General features: G+C 60.2%; 23 protein-coding genes. 13 read left to right on the top strand and 10 right to left on the bottom strand.

The window, feature by feature from the left end; all coding sequences use genetic code 11:
• Window positions 1-37 precede the first annotated feature (37 nt).
• Window positions 38-1,318, bottom strand: a complete 1,281-nt coding sequence (locus HMPREF3153_RS06415; protein ID WP_246817175.1) for a copper oxidase — start codon at window positions 1,316-1,318, stop codon at window positions 38-40.
• 11 nt (window positions 1,319-1,329) lie between these two features.
• Entirely contained in the window at window positions 1,330-2,481 is a 1,152-nt protein-coding gene (locus HMPREF3153_RS06410; RefSeq protein ID WP_070420366.1) for an MFS transporter, read from the bottom strand.
• Window positions 2,482-2,637: 156 nt separating this feature from the next.
• Between HMPREF3153_RS06410 and HMPREF3153_RS06405 the strand changes: the two genes are divergently transcribed.
• Window positions 2,638-3,543 carry a LysR substrate-binding domain-containing protein gene (locus HMPREF3153_RS06405; RefSeq protein WP_070420365.1) on the top strand — a complete coding sequence of 302 codons (906 nt, stop codon included), beginning with the start codon at window positions 2,638-2,640 and terminating at the stop codon, window positions 3,541-3,543.
• A gap of 63 nt (window positions 3,544-3,606) precedes the next feature.
• Here HMPREF3153_RS06405 and HMPREF3153_RS06400 read toward each other — a convergent pair whose 3' ends face one another.
• Complete coding sequence (locus HMPREF3153_RS06400; RefSeq protein WP_070420364.1) at window positions 3,607-4,209, bottom strand: superoxide dismutase; 603 nt, start codon at window positions 4,207-4,209, stop codon at window positions 3,607-3,609.
• Between the two features lie 193 nt (window positions 4,210-4,402).
• Between HMPREF3153_RS06400 and msrA the strand changes: the two genes are divergently transcribed.
• On the top strand, window positions 4,403-5,053 hold the full coding sequence (gene msrA / locus HMPREF3153_RS06395; protein ID WP_070420363.1) for a peptide-methionine (S)-S-oxide reductase MsrA: 651 nt from the start codon (window positions 4,403-4,405) through the stop codon (window positions 5,051-5,053).
• Here the strand turns inward: msrA and HMPREF3153_RS06390 are convergent.
• Window positions 5,050-6,897: an alpha/beta-hydrolase family protein gene (locus tag HMPREF3153_RS06390; protein ID WP_210385561.1), complete on the bottom strand. Its 1,848-nt coding sequence runs from the start codon at window positions 6,895-6,897 to the stop codon at window positions 5,050-5,052. The genes msrA and HMPREF3153_RS06390 overlap by 4 nt on opposite strands.
• 130 nt (window positions 6,898-7,027) lie before the next feature.
• Between HMPREF3153_RS06390 and HMPREF3153_RS06385 the strand changes: the two genes are divergently transcribed.
• Genes HMPREF3153_RS06385 through HMPREF3153_RS06375 form a run of 3 tightly spaced genes read left to right on the top strand, consistent with a single transcriptional unit; the run spans window position 7,028 to window position 9,615 of the window.
• A complete protein-coding gene (locus HMPREF3153_RS06385; protein WP_070420383.1) occupies window positions 7,028-7,975 on the top strand; it encodes an L-lactate dehydrogenase in 948 nt (315 codons plus the stop codon).
• Entirely contained in the window at window positions 7,975-8,673 is a 699-nt protein-coding gene (locus HMPREF3153_RS06380) for a glycerophosphodiester phosphodiesterase family protein (RefSeq protein WP_070420362.1), read from the top strand. Before HMPREF3153_RS06385 ends, HMPREF3153_RS06380 begins: the two co-directional genes overlap by 1 nt.
• A 21-nt stretch (window positions 8,674-8,694) precedes the next feature.
• Entirely contained in the window at window positions 8,695-9,615 is a 921-nt protein-coding gene (locus tag HMPREF3153_RS06375) for a DUF5926 family protein (RefSeq protein ID WP_070420382.1), read from the top strand.
• 96 nt (window positions 9,616-9,711) lie between these two features.
• Here the strand turns inward: HMPREF3153_RS06375 and HMPREF3153_RS06370 are convergent, their stop codons facing one another.
• The 3 genes from HMPREF3153_RS06370 to HMPREF3153_RS06360 all read right to left on the bottom strand — a co-directional run bounded on the left by HMPREF3153_RS06370 (window position 9,712) and on the right by HMPREF3153_RS06360 (window position 13,109).
• Window positions 9,712-11,076 (bottom strand): LCP family protein, encoded by a 1,365-nt coding sequence (locus HMPREF3153_RS06370; RefSeq protein ID WP_083280966.1) that lies wholly within the window; start codon window positions 11,074-11,076, stop codon window positions 9,712-9,714.
• A gap of 123 nt (window positions 11,077-11,199) precedes the next feature.
• A complete protein-coding gene (locus HMPREF3153_RS06365) occupies window positions 11,200-11,964 on the bottom strand; it encodes a CPBP family intramembrane glutamic endopeptidase (RefSeq protein ID WP_070420380.1) in 765 nt (254 codons plus the stop codon).
• 8 nt (window positions 11,965-11,972) lie between these two features.
• On the bottom strand, window positions 11,973-13,109 hold the full coding sequence (locus HMPREF3153_RS06360) for an amidase (RefSeq protein WP_070420361.1): 1,137 nt from the start codon (window positions 13,107-13,109) through the stop codon (window positions 11,973-11,975).
• Window positions 13,110-13,142: 33 nt separating this feature from the next.
• On the opposite strand from HMPREF3153_RS06360, the gene pheA reads away from it, so the two are divergent.
• Together pheA and HMPREF3153_RS06350 are read left to right on the top strand one after the other, a co-directional pair.
• Window positions 13,143-14,072, top strand: coding sequence for a prephenate dehydratase (gene pheA, locus HMPREF3153_RS06355; RefSeq protein ID WP_049160071.1), 930 nt, complete (start codon window positions 13,143-13,145; stop codon window positions 14,070-14,072).
• A 10-nt stretch (window positions 14,073-14,082) separates the two neighbouring features.
• A complete protein-coding gene (locus HMPREF3153_RS06350; RefSeq protein WP_070420360.1) occupies window positions 14,083-14,763 on the top strand; it encodes a histidine phosphatase family protein in 681 nt (226 codons plus the stop codon).
• Between the two features lie 23 nt (window positions 14,764-14,786).
• Here the strand turns inward: HMPREF3153_RS06350 and HMPREF3153_RS06345 are convergent, their stop codons facing one another.
• The 3 genes from HMPREF3153_RS06345 to HMPREF3153_RS06335 all read right to left on the bottom strand — a co-directional run bounded on the left by HMPREF3153_RS06345 (window position 14,787) and on the right by HMPREF3153_RS06335 (window position 17,076).
• Entirely contained in the window at window positions 14,787-15,134 is a 348-nt protein-coding gene (locus HMPREF3153_RS06345; protein ID WP_049151334.1) for a metallopeptidase family protein, read from the bottom strand.
• Between the two features lie 40 nt (window positions 15,135-15,174).
• Window positions 15,175-16,254: a septum formation family protein gene (locus HMPREF3153_RS06340; RefSeq protein ID WP_070420359.1), complete on the bottom strand. Its 1,080-nt coding sequence runs from the start codon at window positions 16,252-16,254 to the stop codon at window positions 15,175-15,177.
• A gap of 87 nt (window positions 16,255-16,341) precedes the next feature.
• On the bottom strand, window positions 16,342-17,076 hold the full coding sequence (locus HMPREF3153_RS06335) for a GntR family transcriptional regulator (RefSeq protein ID WP_070420358.1): 735 nt from the start codon (window positions 17,074-17,076) through the stop codon (window positions 16,342-16,344).
• A gap of 65 nt (window positions 17,077-17,141) precedes the next feature.
• Here HMPREF3153_RS06335 and serS point away from each other — a divergent pair, with 65 nt between their 5' ends.
• From serS to HMPREF3153_RS06305, 6 genes are all read left to right on the top strand, one after another.
• Window positions 17,142-18,398, top strand: a complete 1,257-nt coding sequence (serS, locus tag HMPREF3153_RS06330; protein ID WP_070420357.1) for a serine--tRNA ligase — start codon at window positions 17,142-17,144, stop codon at window positions 18,396-18,398.
• A gap of 129 nt (window positions 18,399-18,527) precedes the next feature.
• Window positions 18,528-20,351: a lysophospholipid acyltransferase family protein gene (locus tag HMPREF3153_RS06325; RefSeq protein ID WP_070420356.1), complete on the top strand. Its 1,824-nt coding sequence runs from the start codon at window positions 18,528-18,530 to the stop codon at window positions 20,349-20,351.
• A 324-nt stretch (window positions 20,352-20,675) separates the two neighbouring features.
• Window positions 20,676-22,388 carry a glycerol-3-phosphate dehydrogenase/oxidase gene (locus tag HMPREF3153_RS06320; RefSeq protein WP_070420355.1) on the top strand — a complete coding sequence of 571 codons (1,713 nt, stop codon included), beginning with the start codon at window positions 20,676-20,678 and terminating at the stop codon, window positions 22,386-22,388.
• Between the two features lie 27 nt (window positions 22,389-22,415).
• Complete coding sequence (locus HMPREF3153_RS06315) at window positions 22,416-23,156, top strand: MIP/aquaporin family protein (RefSeq protein WP_005529455.1); 741 nt, start codon at window positions 22,416-22,418, stop codon at window positions 23,154-23,156.
• A gap of 45 nt (window positions 23,157-23,201) precedes the next feature.
• Window positions 23,202-24,749 (top strand): glycerol kinase GlpK, encoded by a 1,548-nt coding sequence (glpK, locus tag HMPREF3153_RS06310; protein WP_049064276.1) that lies wholly within the window; start codon window positions 23,202-23,204, stop codon window positions 24,747-24,749.
• A 125-nt stretch (window positions 24,750-24,874) separates the two neighbouring features.
• On the top strand, window positions 24,875-25,711 hold the full coding sequence (locus HMPREF3153_RS06305; RefSeq protein ID WP_070420354.1) for a Cof-type HAD-IIB family hydrolase: 837 nt from the start codon (window positions 24,875-24,877) through the stop codon (window positions 25,709-25,711).
• Window positions 25,712-25,790 lie beyond the last annotated feature (79 nt).

The raw sequence follows: 25,790 nt of genomic DNA, 5'->3' as shown, positions 1-25,790 counted from the left end.
ACGACTCTGACTACGAGTCTGAAACTGGTACCGGCTATTAGAGGAGCAGAAGCGGGGCCAAGATGCCGAGGCCAAGTGCGACCTGCTCCCAGGGGACAGTGGTCTCTGGGGCTGGACCCTCGGCCTTTTTCTGTAGAACGGCTTTTTGCGCCTTCACGGCCCGGACGATGAAGATGGGGTAGACCGCGAGCGAGCCGAGACACAGCAGCGCTGCCAGAATCATGGCCCACGAGCTGGAGGTACCCATCCAGATGGCCACGCCGCCATTGATGAAAGTCGCGCGCAGCAAGCCCGCGCGGTTAAGCTCACGCAGGCCAGCGCGGGTAGCAGCGGGTCCGCCGCCCATCGTGGTGGGCAGCAGGTAGCTCATCACACCGAACAACAACTGCGCGGCGAAGCCAATCACCAAAGCTAGCGTTGGGATAGCCGGCTCAGAACTAAAGAAGTGCTGCACCGTGTAATAGGTCAGCGCGCCCACCAACCAAAAGGCGGCAGCCAGTATGGAGACAGACGGGTAGTTGATGCGCCCGCGCGGATCTTTGGCCACAGTGAGGACATTGCCTACCCAGCCCTCGAGGCTAAGTATCCAGCCCAGGCAATAGACGATGAGTCCGGCTTCAGGGTGGTTCACAATCGTGCCCAACAGGGTGACCACAACGCCCACCGCCAGCAGCGTGAAGCTCGAGCGCATCCGCTTGTTGACGCCCTTGGTGCGCCAGATGGAGGGGAACAAGATGGTCAGCGAACCTGCGGCTGCCAGCCCAACGAAACCGCCAACGTTGGCGGTGACGTGCGCGATGAGTAGGCGTGGATGTGCCGGATAAACCGAAAGTAACGCGCCCAGAGTAGCGCCCACCGCCAAGAAGAATGCCGAGGCTACATAGGCCGCAATCACCGGACGGAAGCGCTTGTCCTTTGCCTCACGCCATTGCCCAAAGAGGGAAACTCCATGCCAGGCCACCATTGCGGCAACAATCGTGGCGCCCACCTGCGTCAGAATCCAGTGCTGCTCCCAAGCCTTGTGGAGGAGCTGGCCGATGAGGACCAAGACAATGCCCGCATTGAGCATATAGATGCGATAGAGCTGGCGCGGCCGGGCGGAATCAGGAAGGCGTGCTTGGACGAACTTCTCAGTCAGGTGTTGCGACCACACCACGATGGAATTGGTCAGGATGCCCAGCGTAAACAGGTGAATGAGCACCCAGCGGGTGTTAGGGGTGAAAGTATGGATCGCACCCACGATGATGAAGACCATCATCCATACCGTCACGGGACGAGAAGCCCGTCGATGCCACGTGCGTGCTGACCACTTATCCATAAAACACGAGTTTATTCGTTTTTTCTCAAGGTCAAAGTCAGCACAGTAAGCACCACCGCGAGTCCCGTATAGACTACGACGAAGCCGGCCCAGGGGAGGGCGTCGAAAAGCAGCCCTGCCACCGCGCCCACCACGGAAGAGCCGAAGTAATAACAAAACACGTACATGCTTGAAGCCTCAGCGCGGTCGTGCGTGGCAAGGTGGCCCACCCAACCTGAAGCCGTGGAGTGCGCTGCGAAGAATCCCACCGTCAGTGCCACGATTCCTACCAACACCACCGGCAGCGGGCCAGCGCATAGCGCGATGCCCACCGCGAAAAGCAGCGACGAGGCGAACAACGTCTTGCCATGACCAATCTGCTGCACCAACTTGCCCGCGCGTGCTGAGGACCACGTGCCGGTGAGGTAGAAGAGGAACACCGAACCCGCCAACGCCGGGGCGAGACCGAAATGCTCAATGAGCCTAAATCCCAAGAAGTTATACATGGACACGAAGGTGCCCATCGCCAAAAATGCGACTAGGAACAGGGGTGCGAGCTGGCGATTATGCCAATGAGCGAAGATGGCGCGGAGCTCATTGCCCAGGCGGATGGACTTCGGCGTGAAGTTGCGCTGCGCAGGAAGCAGGATGATGCAGATCGCCGCAAAGAGCAGGGAGACGCAGGCAGAACCGAATAGCGCCCAGCGCCAAGAACTAAATTCCAAAATTCCCGTGGGGATAAGACGCCCGCTAAGGCCCCCAATGGAGGTGCCGGCAATATAGAGACCCATCGCACGGGCAAGATCCTTGGCGTCGAGTTCTTCCGAGAGCCAGGCCATTGCCGTGGCAGGTGCGCCAGCCATCACTGCACCTTGGAGGCCGCGCAACGCGATGAGCGTGGCGGCATTCGGGGCTAGTGGCACCACGAGCCCGAGCACCGTCGCTGCGATGGCGGAGATGATAAGCAGACGCCCGCGGCCGAAGCGCTCCGACAGGATCGAGGCGGGGACCACGCATACAGCCAGCGAACCGGTCGCTGCAGAAATCGTCAGCGCGGCTTGCGTGGAGCTTAGACCCATCTGGGCGACCAAGGTCGGCAGCATGGCCTGTGTGGTGTACAAACAGGAGAAGATTGCGAGGCCCACGAAGAGCATCGCGAGTGTGGCGCGCCGGGTTCTGGTCATGCATCTAGGATGCTCGCCACCAACGCATGTGTAAAATGTGTGAAACCATATATTTCCATGCATGACATGCATGATGAGATGCGCATGGCGTGATACGCATGGCATAGCGAGCATGATTTTGCTCGGCAGGAAGAAACTACAGGAAGAATCCAAGCGATGAATCTCGAGGATGTGCGCGGAGTAGTCGCCGTGGCCGAGCAAGGCTTGGTGGGTGCTGCAGCTGATGACCTGGGGATCTCCCAATCGGCGTTGACTCGGCGTGTGCAGCGAATTGAGCAGCAGCTCGGGGCAAACTTGTTCTCCCGCACAGGGCGGCGGCTGGTCCTCAACTCCCGCGGGGTGGCCTTTGTTCAACATGCGCGGACTATGCTCAACGCGCAGACCGCTGCGCGCGATGCGGTGGCACGCCTTATGGATCCTGAGCGGGGAACCGTGCGCCTTGACTTCATGCATTCGTTGGGCACTTGGATGGTCCCTGACCTGGTCAAGGCCTATCGCGCCCAGCACCCGCACGTCGATATACGGCTGCGCCAAGGAGCCGCGCGTGAGCTCGTCGAGCGCGTGCTTGCCGGCGAGTCGGACCTCGCCCTTGTGGGCCCGCGTCCGGCAGGGGTGGCGCAGTCAGGCGAATCGGCGCCCTCATCGAGCGTGACGGAAATTGGCTGGCACCAGATTGAGCTGCAGCGTCTCGGCCTCGCCGTGCCTGAGGGGCATTGGGCAGCGGGGCGGGAAAGCGTGGACATCGCTGATTTCCGCGATGAGCCATTCATCGGCATGTTGCCTGGCTATGGCACGCGCATGCTTCTCGATGCCCTCGCTACCAAAGCGGGATTCTCCCCGCAGCTGGTGTTCGAATCGATGGAGCTGACCACTGTGGCCGGGCTTGTCGACGCCGGACTCGGCACCGCACTGCTTCCCCTCGACGACCCTTATCTCCAAGCCCGCAACCTCATCCCGTTGGAGCCACCTGCCTTCCGCGAACTCGGCCTCGTGTGGCGCCCCGGCGATGACGCCCCGCCCGTGGAGCAGTTCCGCGACTTCATCGTGGCGCGCTCAGTCTGACTGGGGCAAGAAAAAGACCGCCCGAAGGCGGTCTTAACTAATGCAAGCTAACGCGTATGCGGCTTACTTGGAAGCAGCAGCGAAGCGCTCTGCAATATCATCCCAGTTGAAGACGTTCCAGACAGCCTTGACGTAGTCAGCCTTAACGTTCTTGTACTGCAGGTAGAAAGCGTGCTCCCACATATCGAGCATGAGCAGCGGGGTGAAGTTGATGGAGGTGTTGCCCTGCTGATCGGTCAGCTGCTCAACGAGGAGGCGGCCAGCGATGTGGTCGTAGCCCAGGACAGCCCAGCCGGAGCCCTGCAGGCCAAGAGCCGCAGCGTTGAAGGCCTTCTGGAAAGCCTCGAAGGAACCGAAGTCACGGTTGATAGCCTCAGCCAGCTCGCCGGTTGGCTCGCCGCCACCGTTAGGGCCAAGGTTCTTCCAGAAGATGGAGTGGTTGGTGTGGCCACCCAGGTTGAAAGCAAGGTTCTTGTACAGAGCGCGGAGGCGGTCTGCATTGCCCTCGTCCTTAATCTCAGCGTCGATAGCCTCGAGAGCTGCGTTTGCGCCAGCAACGTAGTTTGCGTGGTGCTTGGTGTGGTGCAGCTCCATGATCTCTGCGGAGATGTGTGGCTCGAGAGCGTCGTATGCGTAGTCAAGTTCTGGAAGTTCGTAGACAGCCATTGTTAATTCCTTTCTTTGGGTACGGTGCCCAATGATAGGAGCGCTGAAAGAATTCCGCCACAATTTATCCGGAACGAATTACACTCGGGGCGCGTTAAAACCTATATGGGCCGTCATGGGGCGGTGTGCGAACGCCTGCCCTGTGGGCGAAGTTGCCGCCCAAATGTCCCCAGACAACGAGCAAGGAGATGTCATGTCGTGGTTGTTTAAGCCGGAACCAAAGATTGTGAACAGGGAAGATGCCCTTCCCGGCCGGGAGGAGCCGATCCTGGATCCACGCCCGCACGCGGTGCTCGGCACTCCGATCACTGGCCCGTGGAAAGAGGGACAGAAGTCCCTTCTGATCGCTATCGGCTGTTTCTGGGGCGCGGAGAAAATGTTCTGGGAAACCCCCGGTGTGGAGTCCACGTCCGTTGGCTATGCCGGTGGCACCACCCCGAATCCTACGTACTACGAGGTCTGCCGCGGCCTGACTAACCACGCTGAGACCGTGCAGATTACCTATGATCCCGCGCAGGTTAGCCTGCGTGACTTGGTGGTCAAGGCCTTGGAAGCCCACGATCCCACCCAAGGTTTTCGGCAGGGCAATGACGTGGGCACGCAGTACCGTTCCGCGTTTTACCCAGAGACTGAGGAAGAGCGTGCGGAGATCCAGGAGATCGTGGATTCCTACGCAGGCAAGCTTGCCGACGCCGGCTTCGGTGACACCACCACTGAGGTCAAGCTCCTCTCAGAAACGGACTCCGGTGCCTACTACCTCGCCGAGGACGAGCACCAGCAATACCTGCACAAGAACCCCAAAGGCTACTGTCCACATCACTCCACTGGCGTCAAGTGCGGCTAGAACCGCTTCCTTACTTGGGTGCGGAAATCTGAGGGCTTGTTGAGCTGATCGCGTTCCACGAACACGCGCATCCTCTCCGCCAGCTCTGGCGTAAGCTGGGTGCGTGCTTGTGAGCCGAGGACGCAATCCCAGTACCAGAATGTTTCCTCAAAGTAGTTGTGGCCGTGGCCGCCCGGCACATTGAGGGAGTTGAGCTGATCGAGGGCTACCTGCCAAAAAGTGATGAAAGGTGCCCACGGCAGGCGTTTGAATGTATCGGCATACAGCGTGTTCGGTGCCGGTTCATGAATCCAGTCTGGGCGCATGAAGATAAGGTGGCGATCCCACCACACGATGGCATCGGATGCGTGCTGGCCAAAGACCACGCGGGGACGGCACCAGCGCTCGTATTCGCTGCCGAAGGCATCGTGTTCCATGTGCGCTGGGGTGGAGGCAAAACGCACGTGCTTGCCGGCGTCGATAAGCGGCAGGCGTTCCAAGGAACCGCGATCACGCCCGCGGGCCAGCCGCCGCGTAAACGTAGTCATGCGAGGAGGGCCGGTGAATACCGCACCGTCGCAAGACTGCAGGAGATCGTCTAGGTCACGGTAGTTTTCCACGATGCCGTAGCAGCCCAGGGATTCACCGGCGAAGTACAGCTTCGGGCGATCGTCTTCGGGCAGCGTGGAAAGCCGCGACTGCACAGCGTTGATGAGCTCCCGCGCGGCGTCGACTGGCGCCTGGCGGTCAACGACGTAGCAAAACACCGAAGGTAGATAGGAGTACTGCAGGGTGACCGTGGCACAGTTGCCATGGGTTAAGAACTCGTATGCTGAAACCGAATAGTTGTTGATCCAGCCGGAGCCAGCTGGCAACTGGATGACGATGGTCTCCCGGCGAAAAGCGCCGGTGCGTTCTAACTCGGCCAATGCCTGCTGAGCGGCGCTGATGGGGCCGCGCCCTTGGACTAAGCCGACGAAGATGCGGATGGGCTCATGGGCGTGGTTGCAGATCATCACCTCTTTGATGTCGTGCGCACGCGGGCCGCGGTCCAAGAAGGCGCGGCCTTGGGAGCCGACTGCGGTCCACGGCTCAAGGGACCATGGGCTGCCACTTCGCTCCGGCTCCCACGGCATGACCGAGCCGGGATAAACCAGCTTGTTGAGCTGCAGTGCTTTTAGGGAGGCGTCGTGGATGAAGCGGCGCCAGAGCATGCGATTGCTGAGGAAAGCAGCGGCGTAGCTGACCGCGGCACCGGCCAACGGCCAAGCGACCCACCAGGGGAGCCACCGCTGGACCCCGCGGGAGAGCTGAGTGACAGTGATCTGTGCGGCTTCCCCGACGATGAGCAGCGTGCCGTAACCAACTGTTCCGAGGGCAATGCCGAGAAAGGCGGATTCAGGGCCGCGCTCGTTGTGCTTGTTGACCAGCTTTGCCTGCGCGCTCTGGTTGCGAAGGGAACGCACGCCTACGGCCAGGGTGATGGCGCCTAGGGCTAGGTGCATACGGCTGCGCAGGGTAGGGCCAACGCGATCCTGGGGGCGTTTGCCAATGGCGTGTAGTCCACGCTTGGTGATGAACGCGGCCGTGGTCGCGGCCAAGTGGCCTACGCCTTGGCCGATGGCGACGTTGGCGGCCGTGACCCACCACGGGCGCGGCAAAAGCGACGGGGAGACCGCCGCCCAGGTAGCAATCTCGGCGGCAAAGATGCCGGGCGCCATGTTCTGTGGCAAACGTCTCCTGCCAGTCATGCGTACACCAGGTGTAAGATCGCTGAGCACTTCCAGCCCAAAAACCGCAAATGACAAGGTACGAATCGCTGCGGCGCGGGCGAATTTGCGGGCGAGTTGGCGCATGGGCACCATTCAACCAGCTCGGAAAGCACCCTGCAGAGTATGTCCGATCGGACATTTTGTGTGTGAGATCAGACTGCCGACTGTGTGAGATCGGGCGCACAACGGGCACAAATCAGAAATAGAGGGCACAATGGGAGCCATGGGAAATCATGTTGGAAACAAAGTTGTACTCATCGGCGCAGGCGACGTTGGAATTGCCTACGCATTCGCATTGGTAAACCAAGGCACCGTCGATCATCTTGCAATCATCGATATCGACGAGAAGAAGCTCGCCGGTAACGTAATGGACCTCAACCACGGCGTCGTCTGGGCGCCATCCCGCACCCGTGTCACCAAGGGCACCTACGAAGACTGCGCTGACGCCTCCATGGTCGTCATCTGTGCTGGTGCTGCACAGAAGCCGGGCGAGACCCGCTTGCAGCTCGTGGACAAGAACGTCAACATCATGAACTCCATCGTTGGTGACGTCATGAAGAACGGCTTCGACGGCATCTTCCTCGTGGCCTCCAACCCAGTGGACCTGCTCACCTACGCAGTGTGGAAGGCCTCCGGTCTGCCGCACGAGCGCGTCATCGGCTCCGGCACCATCCTGGACTCCGCTCGTTACCGCTACATGCTCTCCGAGATGGATGACATCGCCCCGACTTCCGTACACGCTTACATCATCGGTGAGCACGGCGACTCCGAGCTCCCGGTTGTCTCTTCGGCCAACATCGGCGGTGTGTCCTTGTCCCACCGCTCCGAAGAGGACCCAGGCTACAACGAGCGCATCGAGAAGATCTTCGAAGATACTCGCGACGCTGCCTACACCATCATCGACGCCAAGGGTTCCACGTCTTACGGCATCGGCATGGGCCTGGCACGCATCACCCGTGCAGTCATTCAGAACCAGGCAGTTGTGCTTCCGGTTTCTGCGTACCTGCAGGGCGAGTATGGCGTTGAGGATGTTTATATCGGCACCCCAGCTGTCATCGACCGTTCCGGTATCAACAAGGTTGTTGAGCTGCAGCTCGACGAGCATGAGAAGGAGCGTTTCAACGCTTCTTACGAGACGCTGAACGAAATTAAGACCAAGATTTTCGGCTAGTGAAAATTGTCGCCCATAGGGGATACTCCGGTAAATATCCGGAGCTATCCCCTCTCGCATTTGCTAAGGCGCTCGAGCTGCCTATCCACGGCGTCGAGTGCGATATTCGTTTGTCCAGGGACGGAAAAGTTGTGGTCAACCATGACCCCACCTTGGATCGCACCGCAGGTAGGCCCGGCCGCATCGCACAGATGGACTGGGACGAGCTGCGCCACGTCGACATCGGCGATGGGCAGAACATGCTGCTGCTCGATGAACTGCTAGAGATGCTGGGCGATAATCCGCACCATCTCTACATCGAAACCAAGCATCCCTCCGGCCAGGGCGATGTCCTTGAAGAACAGCTGGTGCTGCGCTTGCGCTACGCCGGGCTTCTCGACGACCCCCGCATCCACATGATTTCCTTCTCCCATAAAGCAATCCGCCGGATGCAGTCCCTTGTCCCTCAGGTGGACCGTTTCTACTTGCGGCGTGACTGGGAACGCCATTTCCCAGATATCCTTCTGTCTCGTCCGACGGGGCTGGGAATGTCACTGTTGCGTGCAAAAATGCGTCCCGATGACATTGGGGCGTTCGACCTGCCCACTTATCTGTGGACCGTGGATAGGTCCGACGATATGAAGTGGGCGTGGTCGAACGGCATCGATATCCTCGCCACGAATCAACCAGAAGTAGCCCTACACGCCATAGAACTGTAGGCAGCAGGTAAATTGGTGGGCATGGCCAAGAAGAAAAAGAACAACGAACAGCTGCCTGAGGGCATGTCCCGTCGTCAGGCAAAGCTCGCTGCTCGCGCCGCTGAGCGCGCTGCCCTCGAAAAGGATCCCCGCCCCTTCGGCGGTTTAGCCGCTGAGGCGTCCCTCGTTGCAATGCAGGAATTCGTTCCTTCCGCAACGGCAAAGCTTTCCCTGAAGGGCTTCGACAAGGACGTTTACGTCTCGACCGTGCTCCCAGGTGCATCCGCGGCCCTCATCCGTGATGAGGAGTTTGGTGGCGAGGCATTCGTGGGCCTGCAGGTCCAGTCCCATACCCACAACCCTGGGCGCGACCTCGCTTATGCGCTTAACTGGGTAAAGAACAACAAGCCTGGCTCCGCTCTGGAGTCCACCGCTGCGGACGGCACCGAGCCGGCCTTGAGCGAGTTGCTTGAGGAATCCGCTGAGCTGGATATCAACGTCTACCAGGACTTCGCTTGGTGGATGCCTGAGGGCGCGCAGATCACCCCGCAGGTGGCGCAGTCCATGCAGATGGCCAACGATTCCGTCATTGAGTCCCACCAGGTGGGCAATGACATTGAGGGCATCGCATTCTGGGCTAACGCTGGCGGCGGCAAGGCACACATCCGTTGGGTCCGCCCTAACGATGATGAGAACGCTTTCCTCAACGCCCTGGCCCGCGTCGCTGCACGCGGCGAGTTGAACCTGGGCGAGGGTACCAAGTTCGCTGGTGTCTTCCGTACCCACGGCCTCATCGCGCCGGTCTTCGACCTCAAGCCTGAGGTGGCCCACGACTCTTACGAAGTTGAACTTGCCCGCGTGGACAAGGCGCTGGCCGAGGAGCTCAAGAATGACGCTAACCTCACCGCTGACGAGCGCAAGCAGCTGGAGAACATCAAGTCCCGCCAGGTGACCCTGCGCTAGAGGCAGCTCTAGATGCTTAGCCTGAGCCTTAGTGCTACACGGCAAAGGGGAGAGAAACCAAGATGGCTTCTCTCCCCTTTTATTTTGTTGCGCAGCTTACTTCATCGAGTCCCACAGCTGCTGCGTTGCCTCGTCATCCCACAGCACCACGTTGCCCACGGTGGTGTCTTGGAATCCGCCAATTGGCACGGTCTCAGTTTCCACGCCGCTGGCCATGGCTAGGGCCACGCGAGCGAGGTGCCACACGTGATCCTTTTCACCCACGACGAAGGAGGTTGCGGTGTGGTTGACCAGGGATATTGTGCGGAACGGGTTAATGAGCGTGCCCGGTGAGGTGATCTTGTCGAGCAGCGCTGCGAAGAATTCGCGTTGACGCTGCACGCGGTCCAGGTCGCCCATTGCTGTGGCACGAGTACGCACGTAACCCAGCGCATCACGTCCACGTAGCTCCTGACATCCAGCCTGCAGGTTGATGCCCGCTAGTGGGTCGTCGATGGGCTCCTTGACGCAGATGTCCACGCCGCCGACGGAGTCGACCACGTTGGCAAGTCCGCCCATACCGATTTCCGCATAGTGGTTGATGCGCAGGCCAGTGGATTGCTCCACGGTTTCGGTGAGTAGCTGGGGTCCGCCGTAGGTAAAGGCAGCATTGATCTTGTCCATGCCAAAGCCAGGGACCTCAACGTAGCTATCGCGCGGGATCGAGATGAGCTTCGCCTTGCCGGAGGAAGGGATGTGCAGCAGCATGATGGTGTCAGTACGGCCCACGCCCACGTCACCACCGGTTCCGAGCTCTGCTTGTTCTTCTTCGGTGAGGCCTTGACGGGAATCGGAGCCCACCAGGAGCCAGTTTGTTCCGGCGGTTTTGGCCACCTGCTCGGCCGGCATGGCCTCGATGCGGGTCAGGCGCGAGTCCGTCCACAGGGTAAACACGAGCGTGAAAACGAGCAGGATAGCCACGGCCCAGCCAAAGCAGCCCAGGGATTGCTTGATGGGGTTGGCCTTTTTGCGGCGTCGGTGTGGGCGTTGCTTCGGCGCTGATTCGGGCGCACGATAGCTGCGTGGCACCTCGGGAGTGGGGCGGCGTGGGGCGGGAGCGGCCGGGGTGCTCCGATATCCGGTGTTCTGAGCAGGGCGCTGGTTGCGCTCCATGTAGGCGCCGACGTCGAAGCGAGTTTCCTCTGCGCGCTGTGCTGGGAGCGAGTTAGCCCGCGGCGTAGCACGCGACGCGGAAGGGGAAGAAGCGACGGCAGAGGCGCTGGAGGAACCTGCACGAGGTGGGCGCTGCTGCGCTTGGCGACGCCGCACCGGGCGGCCGTAGCGGTCCCTGATGGGTTTGCCGTCGGCGCCGAGGACATAGTCGGCGGGCGAGCTGGAATTCGAATCTGCTCCAGGGGCGGGGACAGGGCTATCGCCTGCGCGGCGCGCCTCGCGATGCGGGTCTCGTCCAGATTCAGTCATGCGCTCAACCTTACAACGAATTCACATCCGCCCCACAAGGCACACACCGCCCTCCTCCTCATAAACAAGGAGACGGGTGGCGCCGCGGAATGGTTCACAGACCTCGGGGTAGTGATGTGGGTCTTAGAAGAGGAAAGCGTATCCCACGAACGCCACCGCGTCGATGAGGAAATGCGCAATGACAAGCGGCCAAACTTTTCCGGTCTTATGGAAGAAGTAGCCGTAGACCAAGCCCATCACAATGTTGCCGAATCCAGCGGATACGCCCTGGTAAAGGTGATAAGAACCGCGCAGGATCGAGGAAGCTGCGAGAGTTGCTGGCAGGCCCCATCCCGATTGACGCAGGCGCGTCATGAACCAGTAGACCACCACGACCTCTTCCGCAAAGGCATTGGCCGCAGACTTCACAAGCAGCACGGGCATCTCCACCCAGGCATTGTCGAAGGAGGTGGGGACTACCTCCTTGGTCCAGCCAAAATGCAGTGCGGTGTAGTACAACGCCAAGCCCGGGAGTCCAATTAGCGCTGCTAGACCAGCGCCTTGCAGCCAATCCCTGCCCCAGGCAAGAACCCGAGTGGTCGGCTGAGCACCGCTTCCGCCGAGCATAGTGCGCGGCGACATGTGCACGTGCAACAAGTACAAAGCCAACGCACCCCAGGCAAAGAGCACTGCAGCAGAGCACAACTGGAGCCCGATATCGATGAGCGGCAGAGTGGATTGGCTCGCGTTAATCGTCACCGACTGCTCGTTGAGCGGAGCCGGATTGAGCAGAGCATCGGTCAAGCGTAGTGCAGAACGAACACCGGAAATGCCAAAGGTGATGACGAGGACTATCAGGATTTCGCTCCGGAGCGCTTTTAGCGTCTTAAGCGTCTTTGCTGTGTTCATATCCTTAGTCATCGGTGGAGAGCCTTCGCTAGGCCGAGAAGCTCGGCGTCGTCAAGCGTGATGCTTCCCAACTGGACGCCGACCGGTGGGTGATCGTGTACCGGCCAAGGAATCGATACCGCCGGAAGCTTGGCCACATTAAACAACGAGCCCCACGGTGACCAGCGTGTCTGCTCGTCGAAGTTCTCCTGATGATCCAGCGACAAGAAGGTGCCGCGCCGGGGAGGGTCGTAGGCCAGCATCGGGCTTAAAACCGCGTCTACCTGCCAGTACTGCGCCAGAAGCTCAGGCAGTGCTGCCGCATGTAGGCGCGCGGCCGTGTGCTCTTCCTTGCTGAATAATTTGCCCCGTTGCCTGACCCAATCGGTGTAGCCGGCAGCATCAGGAAGCGTGGCCAAGCGCCACATGAACAGGCGCTGGAAGGTCTCGAAGGTCTCAGCTGCTTGCGGATATGGCGAGATAGCCACCGTCTCAAAGCCTTGCGCTTCAAGCGCGGTCGTTGCCTCTTTAACTGCGTGGAGCATGTGCGGTGCAATTTCCACGTCAGCAAAGAGCGGCTGCGTCAGCACGCCAATGCGGGCCCGCGGCGTGCGGGGAGTGAGGCCGTGGAGAAAAGCGGCGTCGGCAAGCGTGCGCGTGATGAAACCCTGCACCGAGAGATCCTCCCCTGCGGGCTTGAAGCCCACCACACCGCACGCGGCTGCAGGAACGCGGATGGATCCGCCGCCGTCAGAAGCGTGCGCGGCCCGGAGCAGACCGCGCGCTACCTGCACTGCTGCGCCACCAGAAGAACCACCTGGCGTGTGTCCCGGATACAACGGATTGTCTGGATGCGGCAGGCCTACCGGCTCCGTGTCCACGCGCAAACCCAACTCGGGGGCTGCCGACTTGCCGATGAAAAGCGCGCCCTGCGCCTCCAAGTCCGCGATGAACGGGTCCGTGACGTCGGGAAAATACGTGCGCGCCTTATGCCCCAGCGTGGTGGGCATTCCCACGACGTCGTTCAAATCCTTGGCCGAGAGAATCCAACCGCTCAGCCTTCCCTGCGTCTGCGGGCGGCGGTCCAAGTCGAGGTGGGTGAAACCATGCTCTTCTGCGGAAAGAGAAGACACAGACTCGCGCAGCTTTTCCAGGGTGAACTCCATGGCAGCACAGTCTAGTGGGCTAAGGTTTCCCCTATGAGCACCACCACAAAAGCCAGCACGAAGATTGCTTTCTTGGGCCCTGCGGGGACCTTTACCGAAGCCGCTATGCAGCAGTTGAGCGTGCACTTTGAACAGGTGGAACCCTTGCCAGTGAGCTCGCCTTCGGAAGCCCTGGCCGCGGTGCGCGCAGGTGTTGCTGACTTTGCTTGTGTGGCGATTGAGAACTCTGTCGATGGCGCTGTGACTGCGGCTTTCGACGCCCTCGTGGAAGGCGAGCGCGTGCAGGTCTACCGCGAGGTGGACCTCCCAGTGGTGTTTAGCATCATGGTGCGTCCAGGAATGCAGCTCGGCGACGTCGCGACATTCGCCACCCACCCCGTGGCTTATCAGCAGGTGCGTGGTTGGCTGAAGGAGAACCTGCCAGGCGTGAAGTTCGTGCCGGCTAGCTCCAACGGTGCCGCTGCCCAGGCGGTGGCGCAGGGGGAGATTGACGCAGCGGCCGCGCCCGCGCGTGCGGCTGAGCTCTTTGGCTTGGACACGCTTGCCGACGGCGTCGCAGACGTCGCAGACGCTACCACCCGGTTTGTGCTGGTTGGGCCTGCTGGCAAGCCGACTGCGCGCACGGGGCACGACAAGACCTCGGTGATTTTTACGCTGCCTAATGAACCTGGTTCGTTGGTCGGTGCGTTGGAGGAATTTGCTCACCGTGGCGTGGATCTTTCCCGCATCGAGTCGCGCCCCACCCGCAAGACCTTCGGTACCTACCGCTTCCATGTGGACCTCATTGGGCACATTGAGGACCAGCCGGTAGCAGAGGCGCTGCGCGCGGTGTGGCTACGCGCAGAGGAACTCATGTTTGTGGGCTCGTGGCCGTCTGTTGCGGAAATTGGTGAACAGCCGCGTGATCTCGATCGCTTGGTGGCCGCGGATGAATGGGTAGCGCAGGCGCGTCAGGGCAAATAATGTAGGTGCCATGTCCGGAAGAATCTTTCTTGTGCGCCATGGCCAGACGTTTTCCAACGTAGAGCGTCTCCTCGATACCCGCCCTCCGGGAGCCGAGCTTACTGAGCGCGGCCGTGACCAAGCCACTGAGGTAGGCCGCGAGCTCGCGGAGCTGACCGCAGGCCGCAAGGTGCGCTTCTACTGCTCCGTGGCACTCCGTGCGCAGCAGACTGCGATGCTGGCAGCTGCTTCATTTGCGGAGGCTACCGACCAGTTCCGCGTCCCGGTTGAGGTCAAGGCTGGGCTGCACGAGATCCTCGCAGGCGACTTTGAGATGGACGGCAGCGAAGAAGCGCACCGTTCTTACATGGTGGCGTTGCGCGGCTGGATTGACGGCGACGCCGCCGCCTGTATGGAGGGTGGCGAGACCTATTCCGACGTCCTGGCCCGCTACCAGCCGGTGGTTGAGGAGATCGCGGCGGAACTCGGTGACGATGACGACGCCGTGATTGTCAGCCATGGCGCGGCCATCCGCGTGGTAAGCCGCCATGCCACCGGCATCGACGCCGACTTTGCGTACACCGGATACATGCCCAACGGCAGATTTACCCTCATGGAGCCAGGCGGCAAACCCTTTGGCCAGTGGACGCTTAAGCGCTGGGCCGACACCGATATTGATGAAGCCAGCGGTGTCGCACCGACCATGTACTAAACAGGCGATGGGGAGGAGGCTGACTAACCCCAGCCCAAGTGGTGGAGCTCGTCCTCTTCAAGGCCGAAGTAATGCCCCAACTCGTGGAAGACGGTTACTTCGACTTCATGCGCGAGCTCTTCTTCGCTGTTGCACCAGTGCTGCAGGGCGCCGCGATAGATAAAGATGGTATCGGGCAGAAAACCCGTGTGGTCGAAAGTGCGTTCAGGGAGTGCGACCCCTACGTATAAGCCCAACAGGTGGGGGTTGTCCTCGTTGTAATCCTCCACGAGGATGGCCAGGTTTCGCATGCGGTGCACGAATTCATCTGGGATCTTGTCCAGGGCATCCGTGACCATCTCTTCGAAGCGTTCTTCACTGACCAGGTACATAAGCTTTCCGATGTAGACCGAGGCAGACCGAGGCGTGAACCTACTGACCTGGTGCTACCGCAGGGGTTGGTGCTGCCGCGCCAGGGGCCGCAGATGGTGCAGCGGACGGCGCTGCCGAAGCGTTGTTGCGGATCGGGTTGCGCTCAGGCTGCTGTGCAGGTGGGGCACCATCGATGGTCAGCGCAGCGCGGCCACCCGTGGCCGAGCCCGTGATAGTGGAGAAGGAACCGTTGTTAGGGTGCATCAGCGAGCAGTTCACTGAGCGGGAGCCACCGTTCCAGGAGGCCTCGCTGACAGAGCCCCAGAATGGCTGCAGCGTGGATTGGTAGAGGTTTTCTTCCCCGCCCAAGTACTTCTCAGCGGCGGCGGTGCAGGTCTCGTTGAGGTAGGTGTCGAGCTCCTCGCCGGCTGGGTAACCGTTAGGGAAGCGTTCGCCCAAGTTAACAACGGATACGGTCTCAAGCTGGTGCGGTTGAGCGCAGTCAACGGTGCGCATGATCTGCTTGTCATCGATGCTGCGGCACTCGCCGGCCTTGGCCACGACAGCTTGGTCCACTGCCTCCACGTTGCCGGTGCTCAGCTGCGGTACACCAGTTTCATCAGTGGTTTGTAAGCCGCACAGTAGGGTGCGGTCGCCCTTGTCCCAAGCGTTAGACGGCGGCAAGACTGAGGCGATGTCATACTTTCCTGCCGGATCCCATTTGCCGTTTAAGTAACCCAAAGTGCTGGACGCGCAGAGCTCATCGCGTAGCGCGTTCTGGCGGGTGACGTCGGGGCGTTTGGCGGTAGGGCCAAACTCGCTGGTGGGGTAGGTGCTGAGATCCTCGCGAGCGGCGACCTCAAAGCGGTGCGGTTCAGCGCAGGAGATGGATTGGAAGTTAGAGATCTCGCCCTTGGCGTCGATGTCCCATGTCAAGCAGGTTCCAGATTCGGCAGAGGTAAAGGAGGCAACTTCCATTTCGGAGGTCGGCGCGGTCTCATCCGTTGAGGTTTCGCCCGCGGTGGTGCCGGTGGAGGGGCTCCAAAATCCATATGCGCCCAAGAAAGCGGCCGCGGCGAGGGCGGCCACTAGGAAAAGGCGGACGGCAAAGGATGAGCGCCAAGGGGAAGTTTTACTCATAAGGCCTCCTATAGTACCCGCTAGTGCTGCATAGCTCGGAAATCCTGGGAGGCCGCTTGCCCATGCGGCCTGCGTGGAAGAAGGTCGCTAGTTCTCGAGGGCGCGGCTCACGCGGGTGGTGAGATGGTAGCGGTCGGTGCGATAAACGGAGGAACACCACTCGACGGGACGGTCGCCTGAGCGGGACTTGCGGATGATGTGCAGCAAGGGGGTTCCAGGTTCGACGTCGAGAAGCTCGGCGATCTCGGGGTCAGCCGCAATAGCAGTTACTGTCTGGTCTGCCTCGGTAATCGGCAGATCGAAATTAGAGTCCAAAATGGCGTAGACAGAGTTGTAAATATCATTTTCTAGGAGGTTGGGGACAAAAGAAGAGTTATACCAACCGTCGTCGATGGAATAGGGTTCCCCGTCGCCCAGTCGCAGGCGTCGAAGGTGAGTGTGGGTCAAAGTGGAATCGGTGCCGAAGAACTCGGATACCTCATCTGGGGCTGATGCCCGCCCGCCTAACAAGATTTTGCTCGAAGCCTGGACGTGCTGTGCGCCCATTTCGTCGGAAAAAGAGGCCAAGTGAAGGCGTGAAACGAGGGGATTAGGGGCCACGAAAGTGCCTTTTCCGCGTACTCGCCGTAGGCGACCAGTGGCCACAAGATCACCGATGGCGCGGCGAACCGTGATGCGGGAAACGCCATACGTCTCCTCCAAAATGCGTTCACCAGGGAGAATGTCCCCTGGCTTGAGCGTTGTGTTGCACAGCTCAGTGAGGATGTCACGAAGCTGGGCATGCTTGGGGACTGGTCCGTCGGTGATGATTTGTGCGGTCATATTCACATAATAATTCGCTGGTTATTACCACTGCAAGGCTCATGTAGTGCGGTAAGCTTTTCAACGTGATTGATCTTAAGTTCCTCCGCGAAAACCCAGACGTTGTCCGTGCCTCCCAGGTCACCCGTGGGGAGGACCCAGCTCTTGTCGATCAGCTCCTGGCTGCCGACGAAGCTCGCCGTTCCGCTATCTTGGCGGCAGACGAGCTGCGTTCCGAGCAGAAGGCTTTTGGCAAGAAAATTGGACAAGCTTCCCCAGAAGAGCGCCCTGCTCTTCTGGAGGGCTCCAATGAGCTGAAGGAAAAGGTCAAGAAGGCCGAGGCTGAGCTAGCTGAGGCTGAGGCAAAGGTTAAAGATCTTCAGTTCCAGATCTCGAACGTGGTTGAGGGAGCACCAGCGGGCGGCGAGGATGACTTCATCGTCCTTGAAGAGGTTGGCGCCATCCCAGAATTCGACTTTGAGCCGAAGGATCACCTCGAGCTCGGCGAGTCCCTTGGACTCATCGACGTCAAGCGCGGTGCCAAGGTTGGTGGCGCTCGCTTCTACTACCTCACCGGTGACGGTGCCTTCCTGCAGCTGGGCATGCTCATGCTGGCCGCGCAGAAGGCGCGTGAAGCAGGTTTCCAGCTGATGATCCCGCCAGTTCTGGTGCGCCCAGACATCATGGCTGGCACCGGCTTCTTGGGTCAGCACTCCGATGAGATCTACTACCTGCCTGCTGATGATTTGTACCTGGTTGGTACCTCCGAGGTCGCCCTCGCTGGCTACCACAAGGATGAGATCCTGGACCTCAGCGATGGCCCAATCAAGTACACCGGTTGGTCCTCCTGCTTCCGCCGTGAGGCTGGTTCCCACGGTAAGGACACCCGCGGCATTCTTCGCGTCCACCAGTTCGACAAGCTGGAGATGTTCGTCTTCTGTAAGCCAGAGGAAGCAGAAGAGATGCACCAGATGCTGCTGAATATGGAAAAGGACATGCTCGCTGCGATGGAGCTGCCATACCGCACCATCGATATCGCTGGTGGTGACCTCGGCTCCTCTGCAGCCCGCAAGTTCGACAACGAGGCATGGGTTCCTACCCAGGGCTGCTACCGCGAGCTCACCTCGACCTCGAACTGCACCACTTTCCAGGCGCGCCGCCTGCAGACTCGCTACCGCGATGAGAATGGCAAGACCCAGTACGCTGCAACACTCAACGGCACCTTGGCCACCACCCGTTGGCTTGTAGCCATCCTTGAGAACCACCAGCAGCCTGACGGCTCCGTTGTTGTTCCTGAGGCACTGCGCCCATTCGTGGGCAAGGATGTTCTGCGTCCGAAATAAGGAACTGTAAAAAGTATTGATTATGTACGCCTCTCCCCCGGGTTCTTGCAGCCCGGGGGTCCGTGTATCCCAGACCCTTTAGCGCTTTGATTTCACTGCTCTATCCAATCCGCCACTCGTCAGGGGACCATGATGAACGCAATTAAAGACTTCTTTTACCAACGAATTGTTACCCTGGCCCGAGGTGTCACCATCGCGCAGGGGTTGCAGATCCGTACGTGGGGCGAAGAGAACATTCCTGACAAAGGCGGCGCAGTGTTGGTGGTCAACCACACTGGCTACATGGACTTCGTATTCGGTGGCTTCATTCCGCATCAAAAGAAGCGTCTGGTACGGTTCCTCGCCAAGGCCGGCGTATTCAAAACCCCAGTTGTGGGCCCATTGCTGAACATGATGGGTCACGTTCCAGTCGATCGCATCGACGGGGGCGAATCCATCCGCCGCGGGATCGAGCTGGCGAAGGCGGGCGAGCTTGTCGGCGTTTTCGCCGAAGGTACGATTTCCCGCAGTTTTGAGATACGCAGCATGCGCAGCGGCGCGGCCCGCATCGCCTATGAAGCAGGCGTCCCCGTCATTCCCATGGTGGTCTTTGGCTCGCAGCGCATCTGGACAAAAGGGCAGAAGAAGAACCTGGGCCGCAGCAACACCCCGCTATTGATCCGGGCGCTGGAGCCATTTACCCCGACGGGCAACGTCGAGGCAGACACCGCCGAAATCCGTCGCCGCATGCAGGCCGGTGTTGAGGGCCTGTGGAAGGACTACGAGGCCGAGTTTGGCCCCATGCCCAAGGGCGCTTTCTGGGTTCCTGCCCGCATGGGTGGAGGAGCGCCCACCCTGGAGGAGGCCGAGCGCGAGGACAAGGCCGTGGAGTCGGAGCGCTACCGTGTGCGCCGCCTCCGCGACGATCTGATGGGGCTCAAGACCCGCATCACCGAGGCAACCTCCGAGCTGCTCAGGGAACGTCTTGCTATCACCGCCAAGCCTTCGACGGACGAACTCGAAGAGCTTAAGCATACGGCCCCAGAGACACTTGATTGGGTCAAGGAGAACTTGAACTCGGTCCTCGAGGAGGCTACCCGCGGGCTTGAGGAAGGGCGCGACAAAGTCACGGAGATCATGGCCCAACTCAAGCTCGACGTTGCAGAAGCTCAGGCTAATCTTGCGACAAGCAGCAAGGAGGTCTTCGCCGGTTCTGTCGTGGAGCAGGGCTTGCTCAGCGCCGCGACGCAGTCGCGCCTTATCGTCTCCCGCCTGCCGCATCGCATGAAGGCTAACTTCACGCAGATCCCGCGCATCGTTGTGGCCGATGAGTCTGCGATGAACTATGACGGCGACTCCATCACCACGCGTCTGCACGATGCATTCGCTGGAATCTATCCCGAGTCGGAGATCCTCATCTTGGTGTCGCCGCAGGCGGCGCAGCATCCTGACTCGACCTTTGACCCGATTCAACAAGAACTATGGAGGATTGAGCATCAGGGAGGCGTCGTCAAGCACGGCTCCGAAGTGATCGCCGTGCATGCGCTTGACGACGCCACCGTCACCGCCATCGAATCCATCCCCGAGATGGTCGTCGAGTGGTCGCGTGAGGGCGATGACATTGTCTCTGGCCATATCAAGCGCGAGCTGAAGGAAGTGGCGGAGCAGCTCGGAGAGGTGCCAGGTATCGGCCTCATTGATACCCCTGCTGGTCTCATCGTTGTAGCAGCTGAGGTTAATCGCTGGAATGCAACGCAACGTATCTTGGACGCCGTTGCCGCTGAGCCTAAGGACATTACTGTCTTTGCGGGAGAGGATGGCGACGAGGTCTATCTCGACCATGCGCAGGTAGTGGCCCTGGAGACCGCACCGATTGAGCTGGTGAAGGAGGCGTCCTCGGTGACGTATTCGGCGGATCGTGCTGGCATTCCTGAGGTGCTCGAAGCAATGGCGAAGCTTAATACGCGCCGTTAGTACCACCCGCATCAACCAAGGGGCTCTGGATATGACCAGACGCCCCTTCTTCTATGCCCACTACTCCCCCTTAATTGGGGTGAAAGAGCTTTGTTTCCTTTATAAAAACTCGTGGAAATTGCTGGTTGGCCACGCGAAAGTTACGGGTGAGTAGCTTCACATTCGCGACCGCGCCGTGACCTTTAACATGAATCCCAGGAGAAAAGATCTTCAAGGCCCGAGGCGGGGAATGGACCACTTTGGGCGACGATGACGCTCCATTGGCCACCGTAGCGTCCTTTAAGCAAGGTGGCGCCAGGGGCAAGAGAGGAGATGGGGTCAGTAATGACTACGCTAAGCAACCAAAGTTTCAATCCGGAGTACTACGAGAAGGCTTGGGAGAACTACTCCACTGAGGAATACGACGTTGTCATCATCGGCGGCGGTTCCGTGGGTGCGGGTGCTGCCGTTGACGCTGCAACCCGTGGCCTGAAGACGGCAGTAGTGGAGACCCGCGACTTCGCAGCAGGTACCTCCTCACGTTCTTCAAAGATGTTCCACGGCGGCCTGCGCTACCTGGCTATGTTCGACTTCCGTCTCGTAGCCGAGTCGCTCCACGAGCGCGAGCTCAACATGTCGACCCTCGCGCCGCACCTGGTTAAGCCACTGAAATTCATCTTCCCGCTCACCCACCCAGTCTGGGAGCGCGTCATGATGTTCGGTGGCTTTACTTTGTATGACCTCATGGGCGGTGCAAAGAGCGTTCCTATGCAGAAGCACCTGACCCGCAAGGGCGTGCTCAAGGTTGCGCCGGGTCTGAAGGACGACGCTGTCGTGGGCGGAGTGCGCTACTACGACACGCTTGTCGACGACGCCCGCCACACCATGACCGTCCTGCGCACTGCCGCTGAGTTCGGCGCCAACGTGCGCACCGGCACCGAGGTCATCGGCTTCGAAAAGGATCGTGGCGGCCGCATTATCGGTGCTCATGTTCGCGACCTCGCAACCGGCCGCGAGGCCACCATCAAAGGCCGCGTCTTCATCAACGCCACCGGTGTCTGGAATGACAAGATTCAGGAAATGGCCGGCGTGGAGGGCAAGTTTACCGTTCACGCCTCCAAGGGCGTGCACATCGTTGTGCCGAAGGATGCCCTCGACGCTGACGCAGCCCTGTGCTTCGTCACCGAGAAGTCCGTGCTCTTCGTCATCCCATGGGGCGAATACTGGATTATCGGTACCACCGACACCGACTGGGAGAAGGGTCTGTCCTTGCCAGATCCAGCACCGACCAAGGCCGACATCGACTACATTCTTGACCAGGTCAACCAGCGCGTTTCCCGTACTATCACCCGCTCCGATATCGTCGGCGTCTACTCGGGCCTGCGCCCGCTGCTCACCGGCAAGTCCGACACCACCACCAAGTTGTCCCGCAACCACGCCGTGGCCAAGGTTGCTCCGGGCCTCGTCTCCGTTGCAGGCGGCAAGTACACCACCTACCGCGTCATCGGTAAGGACGCCGTTGACCTGGCCGTCAAGGAGCTGACCTTCGACGTCCCAGAGTCCGTCACCGAACGCACCCCAATCCTGGGTGCCGAGGGCTACCATGCGCTGGCTAACCAGGTACCGTCCTTGGCTAAGCGCTACGGAGTGCACCAGGACGTCATCGAGCACCTGCTGGGCCGCTACGGTTCCCTGCTGGGCGAAGTCCTGGCTCCTGCAGAGGACGACCCTGAGCTGCTCAAACCGCTGCCGAATGCGGAGCACTACCTGTGGGCCGAGGTGCGCTACGCCGTCACCCATGAGGGCGCACTGCACCTCGAAGACGTTCTCTCCCGCCGACTGCGCATCGCCATTGAGTACGCCGATCGCGGCGTCGATTCCGCCGATGCGGTGGCCGACTTCATCGCGCCTTTGCTGGGCTGGGATGAGGCTACCAAGCAAGCAGAAATCGCTGCATTCAAGGAGCACACTGAGGCTGAACTCCAGGCTGAGGCAGCACTTACCGATCAAGAAGCAAACGACATCCTCGTGCGCGCGGCGGGTAAGCCGCAGGGATAAGGACCATTCAAGAGAAAGACTAAAAGCATGACCGCAATGGATGCTTTCCTCTGGGAGTTCATCGGAACTGCCCTGCTCCTCCTGCTGGGTAACGGCGTGTGCGCCTTGGTCAACCTGCGCACCTCCGGTGCTAAAGGATCTGACTGGATTGTCATTGCCCTGGGCTGGGGCATGGCAGTTTTCGTGGGCGCCAGCGTGGCGGACCCATCCGGCGGCCACCTCAACCCGGCCGTGACCTTGATGGTTGCCATCAACGGCGGCCTTGAGTGGAACCTCGTTCCTGCCTACATCGCAGGCCAGCTTTTGGGCGCAATGCTCGGCGCTTTGCTTGCTTGGGCGGCCTTCAAGCAGCTTTTCGACGCCAATAACCTCGACGAAGCTGGCAATGAAACCGGTGCGAACGCCTCCACCGGTGGCATCTTCTTCACTGGCCCTGCTCACCCGAATAATTTCTGGAATGCGGTCACTGAGTTCATCGGTACCTGCGTACTGTTGATGTTCATTGCCTTTGGTCCTTCCGGCGGTGAGATTGGTGCACTGAAGTATTTCGCAGTCGCATTCGTCGTCGTTTCGGTCGGCCTTTCCCTGGGTACCCCAACCGGCTACGCCATTAACCCGGTCCGTGACCTGGGCCCGCGCTTGATGTACGCATTCGTCCTTCCCATCAAGGACAAGGGAAGCGCCAACTGGGGCTATGCCTGGGTACCAATCGTCGCCCCGATGCTCGCTGCAGTAGCCATCGGTTTCCTTTCCATGGCTTTGGCTTAAATACGCATCTCACCGCATCTTTAGAAATACGCAAGGAGTAAACCCATGAGCGAAAACAAGTTCGTAGCAGCAATCGACCAGGGCACTACGTCCACCCGCTGCATCATTTTCAACCACGACGGCGAGCAGGTCGCTGTCGGCCAGTTCGAGCACGAGCAGATCTTCCCGGAAAAGGGCTGGGTTGAACACGACCCGAAGGAAATCTGGGACAACACCCGCCGTGCTGTCGGCGAGGCTTTGGCCAACGGCGACGTCGCCGTCGAGTCAATCGTTGCGCTGGGCATCACCAACCAGCGCGAGACCACCGTTGTGTGGGATAAAAACACTGGTGAACCGGTCTACAACGCAATCGTGTGGCAGGACACCCGCACCACCCAGATCTGCAAGGAGCTGGCGGGGGAAGAGGGCCCGGACAAGTGGCGTCGCCGCACCGGCCTGGTCATCAACTCCTACCCGGCAGGCCCAAAGGTCAAATGGATCCTCGATAACGTCGAGGGTGCTCGCGAGCGCGCCGAGGCTGGTGACTTGCTCTTCGGCACCATCGATACCTGGCTGCTGTGGAACCTCACCGGCGGTGCTGAGGGCGATGGCGATGAGCCAGCTCTGCACGCAACCGACGTCACTAATGCGTCCCGTACCCTCTTGATGGACATCGAGACTCTCAAGTGGGACGAGGAACTGTGCAAGGAGATGGGAATTCCTACCTCCATGCTGCCGGAGATTCGCCCGTCTCTGAGCGACTTCCGCACCGTGCGTTCCCGCGGTTCGCTGGCGGGCGTTCCGATTCACGCCATCCTCGGTGACCAGCAGGCAGCTATGTTCGGCCAGGGCTGCTTCCGCCCAGGTTCTGCAAAGAACACCTACGGCACCGGCCTGTTCCTCCTGCTCAATACCGGTACCACTCCGAAGTTCTCCGAGAATGGCCTGCTGACCACGGTTTGCTTCCAGCGTGAAGGTGAGAGGCCGGTCTACGCACTCGAGGGCTCCGTCTCCATGGGTGGCTCCCTGGTTCAGTGGCTGCGTGACAACCTGCAGATGATTCCTAACGCTGCGTCCATTGAGAACATGGCTCGTTCCGTGAAAGACAACGGCGGCGTCTACTTTGTTCCTGCTTTCTCTGGTCTGTTCGCACCGTACTGGCGTCCGGACGCACGCGGTGTCATCGTTGGCCTGACCCGCTTTGCAAATCGCAACCACATTGCACGTGCGGTCCTGGAGGCGACTGCTTACCAGACTCGCGACGTCGCCGATGCCATGGTCGCTGACTCCGGCGTGGAGATTACCGAGCTGCGCGTGGATGGCGGCATGACCCACAACGAGCTGCTGATGCAGTTCCAGGCCGACATCCTCGGCGTGGAGGTCCACCGTCCGAAGAACGTAGAGACCACCGCAACAGGTGCGGCCTTCGCGGCTGGCCTGCAGGCCGGTTACTTCGAGGACCTGAAGATCCTGGACACCGGCGCCGGCGAGTTCAAGGTCTGGAAGCCGCAGATGGAAGAGGAAGAGCGCGCTGGCCTCTACAGCGAGTGGAAGCGCGCCATCAAGCGCTCCCTCGACTGGGAGGACTCTGACGAGGATGACACGATCCAGTAGTCGCAGCTAAGTGTCCCAGCTAAATACTGAACCTGCTGACTGTAGTTAGAACAAAACCTCCGTGGCCCCACATCTTAAGATGTGGGGCCACGTCCTAAGCTGTGGGGCCACGTAGACTATGAGGCATGGTCCATTCCCAGTCGGCACCGCGCCTTATCGCCAGTGACATTGATGGAACTCTGTTGGACAGGAATCACCGTGTCACGCGGCGCAACCGTGAAGCAATCGCCCGCGCAGTTAGTGCGGGTGCCTACTTTGCGCTTTCGACTGGGCGGCCTTTCCGCTGGATTGCGCCCGTTCTTGAACAGCTCACCGTGCGCCCTGTATGCGTGACGTCGAATGGCGCCGTGATTTATGATTCCGCCGCCGATACGATCCTCAGCGCACATGAACTACAGCCCGCCGCCATCAGTAAGGTTATCGCCGTGGCCCAAGAAGCCTTGGCGCCTTATGGGGGAGTGGGGTTTGGCGCCGAGCGCACCGGTTCCTCGTTGGCGGACCCAGTCGAAGAGCTCTTTGTGGTGGAGCCCCACTATTCAGAGAATGCGCTCTTTGACGGATTCGGCCTCGTAAGCATCGACGAGCTTGCCTCCCAACCCGCGGTAAAACTGCTGGTCCGCAACACTCACTTCACTGCTCCTGAGCTGTACTCACTCATCGCACCACGGGTTGACCCAACGGTTGCGCATGTCACCTACTCGATGAACGAAGGCATCCTCGAAGTCGCGGCGCCGAATGTAACCAAGCGCAAAGGGGTGGAATGGCTCGCCGAGCGTTTTGGTGTGGACCGTGAGGACATCATCGCGTTCGGGGATATGCCCAACGACATTGAGATGCTCTCCTGGGTGGGTCACGGCGTGGCGATGGATAATGCGCATCCCTACGTCAAAGAGGCCGCAGATGAAGTGACCGTGGCCAACCACCAATCCGGCGTCGCCAAAGTCTTGGAGCAGTGGTTCTAAACCGATAGAAAAAGGAGTCGTCTCCTCCTCAACTCCGGTGAGGTAGGAGGACGGCTCCTTCTATGCTTTCGGCGGCGAC

This window comes from Corynebacterium sp. HMSC06C06 (assembly GCF_001807295.1).
GTDB lineage: Bacteria > Actinomycetota > Actinomycetes > Mycobacteriales > Mycobacteriaceae > Corynebacterium > Corynebacterium striatum.
The sequence above is the reverse complement of the archived record's forward strand: the minus strand, read 5'-3'. Positions and strand labels throughout refer to the sequence as shown.